Here is a 6,356-nt window from a genome sequence, read left to right on the forward strand (position 1 = left end):
CAGCGTGCCCAGCGCGGCGAGGGCGAGCTGCCCGGCGCGCCCACCCGCCTCCTGGGCGCGGAACTCGCGATCCCAGGCCCACCGGGCCGGGCTGTGCACGTAGGCGACGACGGGTGCGTCGGTGGCCAGGGCGGCCTGGGTGGCGAAGGCGTGATGGCTGATCACCACCACGTCGTGGTCGCGCAGCGGCAACCGGCGCAGCACGCGCGGAACCAGCGGCAGCAGGGGAGCGTGTCTGCCGCCGGTCAGGGCATGGGCGCGGCTGAGCCAGCTGTCGTGGACGGCGCCGACCGGTTCGCGGATCCCGCCCGGCGCGACGATCGGCGCGAAAACCTCGGCATCGGGCCAGGTTTCGACGAATTCGCCGACCACCGCCTCGGAACCGCCGAACTCGGTGAAACGTTCGTGTACGAGGGCGACACGGGTCATCGGGAGGTGCTCGTCTCGATCTGTCGGGGGGCGGCGGTGCGGCGCAGGGCGGGGGCGACCGGCCTGCCGCGCAGCAGACCCTCGACGGTGCCCCGGTCGATCGCGCGGCGATAGACCACGGCGGCCTCGGCGCAGGCGGCGACGGTGGCGGTCACGGCGGCGGCGTCGTGGGCCGCGGAGACGACGAAGGACTGACCGAGCACCCCACGCTGGAGCAGCTCCTGGAGGAACAGCGTCCGGAAGGCCTGGGACGCAGCACCTTCCGCGTCGAGGGTACGGAAGATCAGGCAGGACGGACGGCCCCGGACCTGGAGGTGGTCGGCGAGCCCGAGCTCGGCGGCGACGGCGTTCACGCCGTCGGCCAGGTCGCGCCCCGCCTGCTCCATCCGGGTGACCGGGTCCTCGGTGCGGTAGGCGTGCACGACCGCGCGGAACGCGGCCAGCGCCGAGGTCTCCGGGCCGTGCGTGGTCGAGAGCAGGAACACCCGGTCCCGCTCGGTACGCAGCCCGCCGAGCTCCATGTACTCGCGCTTGCCCGCGAGCGCGGAGATCGGGAAGCCGTTGCCCATCGCCTTGCCCCAGCACGACAGGTCGGGCGTGACGCCGTAGACGGCCTGCGCGCCACCCGCCGCCCAGCGGAAACCGGTGATCATCTCGTCGAACACCAGCAGTGTGCCGTGCCGATCACAGAGCGCGCGAACGCCTTCCAGATAGCCGGGCAGCGGCTCGGCCAAGGCGGTGGCGGCCTCGAGGAACACCGCGGCCACCTCACCGGCGGCCAGGGTGCCCGCCAGCGCGTCGAGGTCGTTGTAGGGGAACTTCACGGTGTCGACGGCGGGGATGCCGCCCGCCATCTCGGTGGTGCCGATGAACCAGTCGTCGACGGAGAAGAACGGCTGATCGCAGACGGCGATCCGGGTCCGCCCGGTGACCGCCCTGGCGAGACGCACCGCGGCGGTGGTGGCGTCGGAGCCGTTCTTGGCGAACTTGACCATGTCGGCGCCGGGCACCAGCGACAGGAAGTCCTCGGCGGCGAGCAGTTCCGATTCGGTGGGCCGGGAGAAGCTCGAGCCGTCGGCGGCGGCGCGCGCGGCGGCCGCGCACACCGGCTCGTAGCCGTGGCCCAGCGTGACCGCGCGCAGCCCCATCCCGTACTCGACGAACTCGTTGCCGTCGACATCCCAGACCCGAGCGCCCTTGCCGCGCACCAGCACCGGGGCCATGCCCTCGGGGTATTGGTCGCTGCCGCGCGCGTAGGTGTGCGCGCCGCCCGGAACGAGCTCGTGCAGCCGGGCCTGGACGGCCGTGCTGTGATCGAAGCTGCGCATCAGCGTTCCTCTCGGCTCGTGTCGGTCGGTCCGTGGCGACCCGGTCCCGAGCGGTTGCCCGCCCTACGCGCTGGGCGTCGAGTTCTTGCTCGCGGTCTTCACCGGGGCTGCCCGTGGGGGCCACTGGCGGGGGAGGACCGTGGTCTCGGGGTCGTAGGCGACGGATACCGACGCCGGCGCGATCGCGTCGGCCCGGGCGGACGGGTCGACCTCGGAGGTACCGACCGACGCGGATGTCTCGGCGGGCTGCGGGTCCTCGGCGGTGCGCTTGCGGCCGGTGCGCCGCTCCAGCGCGCCACGCGCCAGCACCAGGCCCTCGGCGGCCACGATCAAGGCGGCCAAGGCGGCGAACAGCCCTTCCTGCACCGGGTGCGGGGCCACCAGTTCCGTGCGCGGATTGCTGATCACGGTGAGCCGGGCCATGCCGAGCACCTGGCGGAACTCGATTTCGCGGGCGACGTCCCTGGCGTCGAAACTCAGCTCCGGCCGCAGCGGATCGTCGACGAGCCGCTTGGAGAAGGTGTCCTCGACGGCCCGGCGGTGATCTTCCAGGTCGGCCGCCGAGCGAGCGATCGCCTCGGTGCGCATCTGGGATCCGACACGGTCGAGCGACTGTTCTACCGCGAGGACGAGTTTGGCGGCCTGCTCGGGAGTGCTCGCCTGCGCTGTGATGATCAACAGCGAGGGTGCGGGGCCGGTCATGGCCGAGACCCGGGGCCGCAGATCGTCTTCGGAGGGGGCCAGCCCGTTCTTCACCACGTCCGACAGCACCCGGCTCTCGGTGATCAGCACGATGTAGGGCTGGGTGAGTTCGTTGAACACCGCGCCGATCGATTGCTGGGAGATCTGCGCGGTCAGGCTCGCCTCGTAGGTGCGGTCGCTGCGGTCGCGCACCAGCCAGACGCCCGCGCCGACCAGCACGGCCACCACCAGGGCGATCGGGAGGACCCGGATCAGCTGGCGGGCGTGCCCGGCGAGGTCGACGCCGGACATCGACGCGCTCGCCGAGCGGGACTCACCCGTCGCCGCCGTCTCACTCACACTTCCCCCACATTCCACCGGTAGTGGTGGCGATGGTAGCTGGGGTTCCGCTGCGCCGCGAGACGTGACCGCGACGGGTTTACCCGGCGGGCGCTGCCGGTAAACGTGTCCCGGAATCTGAAACGTCGATGCGGTCCCACTCGATACGCACGTGGCGCGCCGTGCCCGCAGCGCCGCGGAACAGTTCAGCGGGTCGATGTGGCGGAAATCGCCAGATGAGCGCGGGCGCGGGGAGATCGGTACGCTGAGCCGGTTCGTGCCCGCCCGCGGCGGGCACGCGGGATCGGTGAGTGACGGAAATCATGGAGGATCGAACAGTGGTGGGGGTTCGGGTGTCGGTGTGTGTCCCGGCATTCAACGCGGCACGCACGATCGTCGAGACCATCGGGTCGATCCTCGCGCAGGACTTCGCGGATTTCGAGATCGTCGTGGTCGACAACGCGAGTGTCGACGGCACCGGCGAGCTGGTGCGGTCCTTCGACGACGACCGGATTCGGCTCTACACCAACGACGTCGTCCTGCCGATCGCCGAGAACTGGGACCGGACGATCGGACTGGCCTCGGGTGAGCTGGTCAAGCTCGTCTGCGCCGACGACCTGATCACCCCGAATTGCCTGTCGGCGCAGGTCGACGCGCTGCGCGATCCGGAGATCGCCGTCACCGGCGCCAGGTTCGACGTCATCGACGACGCGGGAACGCTGCTCGCCCGATCGCGTGGGCTGACGGGACTGCTCGGGCGCCGCTCGTCGCGGACCGCCCTGCGCGCCTTCGTCCGCAAGCTCCCCGACGAACTGTGCCCGACGGCCGCGTTCATGTTCCGCCGCAGCGATCTGGCCACGACCAGCGGGTTCCGCACCGACTTCCTCTACGCGATGGACATCGACCTCATCGCGCAACTGGTCGAGCGCGGCGGCTTCTTCGGTGACAGCCGGGTGCTGGCGATCAACCGCGCCTCGGCGTTCAATTACTCCTCCACCACCTCGACCCTCAGCAAGCTGTCCGACGTGCTCCGGTTCAACCACCACTACCGGCGCAGGCACCGCGATCAGATCCGCCTCGTCGATGTCCTCGTCGGCGACGGCAAGGTCGTGCGTCAGGCACTGGTCCGGCTGGGCGCGCGGGTCAAACGCGCGGCCGGGAAGGGCTGAATCGTGGGCCCGCTGCTGTACCTGCTCGCGGTTCCGGTCGCGTGGGTGTTCCTGCGCTGGATCCGCCATCGGCCGCAGCGCGGGCTGTTGCTGGTCGCCGCGCTGGTGCCGTTCAACGGTCTGCTCCTGATCGCGCCCGGGTGGATGCAGGTCAACGGGTGGAAGGAGGCGCTGCTGCTGCTCACTCTCGCGGTGGCCGTCGTCGTCCCGCAGCGCGAATCCGAACCGCGCCCGGTGATTCCGTGGTGGTCGTTCGGCGCGGTCCTGGTCGTGTTCGGGGTCGTGTCGGCGTTCGTGACGGCAGGATCGCTCGGCCTGTTCGCGATCAAGATCACGTTCTTCTACTTCGTCGTGGTCCCGCTGATCCTGTACCTGCGACCGTTCAACGCGCGCGACCGCGATCTGCTGGTGACCATCATGATGATGGAGTCGATCGTGATCGCGGTGTTCGGATTGGCCCAGCAGGCGATCGGCGCGGCAGGACTGGCCCAGATGGGCTACGAGTACAACGAGACGATCCGGTTCTCGGGGGGCATCCTGCGCTCGTTCAGCACGTTCAATCAGCCGTTTCCGTTCGGGTTCTACCTGGTGACGGTCCTGCTCGTCGGTGGTTCGGTCGCGCTGGCCGCGCCGCGGCGCCCGCGCAACCGGATCTTCCTGCTGGCGACGCCGGTACTGGTCGCGGGGATCGCGGCGAGTGTGGTGCGGGCGGCGCTGGTGGGCCTGCTGGTCGGGGCACTGGTGCTGGCGGTGGTGCGGTATCGGCGGCAGCTGAAGGCGGTGATCATCGGCGGCGTCGTGCTGATCGGCCTGGGCAGTGTCGCGGTGTCCGCGCAGGCCCGTAGTTCGCTGTTCTCGTCGTCGAGCCTGGCCGACCGGGGGACCGGCTGGAACACCGTGATCCGGTCGGTCGGCAGTCATCCGTTCGGGGACGGTCTCGGTTCCACCGGCGCGGCGAAGGCGCGTCTGCTGGTCGAGGAACTCGGCCCGATGGCCGAGAAGCTGCCGTACGCCACCGGCGAGGTCCAGATCTACGGACGTCCGTATCAGCCCGACAACTACTACGTGAAGCTCCTGATCGAACTCGGGCCGATCGGTGTGTGGCTGTTCGCGGCGATCATGGTGGTGATCTACCTGATGTCGATTCGCGCGGCCCGCACACTGCGTGGCAACGACGCCGCCCTGGCGCTCGGCGTCGCGGCGGCGGTCCTGGCCAGCGCGGTGGCGGCGGTCGCGTCGAGCTACTTCGAGATCTTCCCCAGTGATTTCTACTTCTGGTTGCTGGCCGCGGTCGTCGGCTGTGCGATCACCCAGCAGTCCACGACCGTCGAGCGCAGCGCTGTCCCCGAGCAGGTCACATGAACGTCGAGGTACAGGAAAAGCGAGGTGGCGCACTGTGTTTCGGTGCGCTGGCCTGCCGTCCGAACGGGGCGGGGGTGTCGACCTATCAGCGTGAGCTGCTGGCGCGGATGCCGGCCCTGCTGGCGGGAACCGCCCTGTCGGCCGTGGTCCAAGCCGATGCCGTGGCGATCCTGCCGCCGGGCATCAGCGCGGTGACGCGTCCGGTCGCGGCGGGGGCGCGGCGGGCCTGGCACGGCATCGCCCCGCTGCGCGGCGTCGATGTCTTCCACGGGCTCGACGTCGACGTTCCGGTCACCGGGCCGCGCGCGACCGTCGGTACCGTGCACGACCTGTCGGTGTTCGATGTCCCGTGGGCCTTCAGTCGCTACCGGGCACGGGGCGAACAGCTGCTGGTCCGGATGTCGCTGGCCCGCGCCGATCTGCTCATCGCGGTCTCGGAGTTCACCGCCGAGCGGATCGCCGACCGGTTCGGCCGGGACGCGGTCGTCGTACCGCTCGCCCCCGCCGGGTGGGCGCGGGAACCCGGGGAACACGACGTCGCGCGAGTGCGCGGGCGGTATGACCTGCCGCCGCGCTTCGTGCTGCAAGTCGGCACCGTCGAACCGCGCAAGCAGGTCGCGATGCTGGCCGAGGCGGCCGGCCTCCTCGACGTCCCCCTGGTGCTGGCCGGTGCCGGATCCGACGGCCCGCAGGCGCCGAGCTCGGCGATCGGGCTCGGCTACGTCGACACCGCGGACCTGCCCGCGCTGTACGCGGCCGCGACGGTGGTCGCCTACTGCTCGCAGTACGAGGGATTCGGGCTGCCGCCGGTCGAGGCCATGGCCTGCGGTGGCGCGGTGGTCGCGAGCGCGGTCGGCGCGCTGCCCCAGGTCTGCGGGGACGGCGCCGTGCTCGTGGCGCGATCGGTCGCCGAGGACTGGGCGAAAGCCCTGCGCCCGCTGGTGCACGACGCGGCTGCCAACCAGGACCTGCGCCGTCGCGGCCTCGCCGCGGTGTCCGCGCTGAGCTGGCAGGCCACGGCAGCGGCGACCGTCGCCGCCTACCGCGC

Annotated in this window: 5 protein-coding genes and 1 pseudogene; 3 read left to right on the forward strand and 3 right to left on the reverse strand. The window is 71.0% G+C overall.

What is annotated here, in order from left to right; genetic code table 11:
* From V8688_RS30805 to V8688_RS30815, 3 genes and pseudogenes are all read right to left on the reverse strand, one after another.
* Positions 1–429: pseudogene (locus V8688_RS30805) on the reverse strand (glycosyltransferase family 4 protein); the annotation flags it as partial.
* Positions 426–1,757, reverse strand: a complete 1,332-nt coding sequence (locus V8688_RS30810) for a glutamate-1-semialdehyde 2,1-aminomutase (protein WP_218716207.1) — start codon at positions 1,755–1,757, stop codon at positions 426–428. The pseudogene V8688_RS30805 and the gene V8688_RS30810, both read right to left, overlap by 4 nt.
* A 63-nt stretch (positions 1,758–1,820) precedes the next feature.
* Positions 1,821–2,798, reverse strand: coding sequence for a hypothetical protein (locus V8688_RS30815; RefSeq protein ID WP_218716208.1), 978 nt, complete (start codon positions 2,796–2,798; stop codon positions 1,821–1,823).
* Positions 2,799–3,115: 317 nt separating this feature from the next.
* Between V8688_RS30815 and V8688_RS30820 the strand changes: the two genes are divergently transcribed.
* From V8688_RS30820 to V8688_RS30830, 3 genes are all read left to right on the forward strand, one after another.
* Positions 3,116–3,946 (forward strand): glycosyltransferase, encoded by an 831-nt coding sequence (locus V8688_RS30820; RefSeq protein WP_342802268.1) that lies wholly within the window; start codon positions 3,116–3,118, stop codon positions 3,944–3,946.
* Positions 3,947–3,949: 3 nt separating this feature from the next.
* Positions 3,950–5,308, forward strand: coding sequence for an O-antigen ligase family protein (locus tag V8688_RS30825; RefSeq protein WP_316574664.1), 1,359 nt, complete (start codon positions 3,950–3,952; stop codon positions 5,306–5,308).
* The coding region (locus V8688_RS30830; RefSeq protein ID WP_342802269.1) for a glycosyltransferase family 1 protein at positions 5,305–6,356 on the forward strand (1,052 nt) is incomplete at its 3' end. The genes V8688_RS30825 and V8688_RS30830, both read left to right, overlap by 4 nt.

Source organism: Nocardia sp. No.11 (assembly GCF_038752175.1).
Taxonomy (GTDB): domain Bacteria; phylum Actinomycetota; class Actinomycetes; order Mycobacteriales; family Mycobacteriaceae; genus Nocardia; species Nocardia canadensis.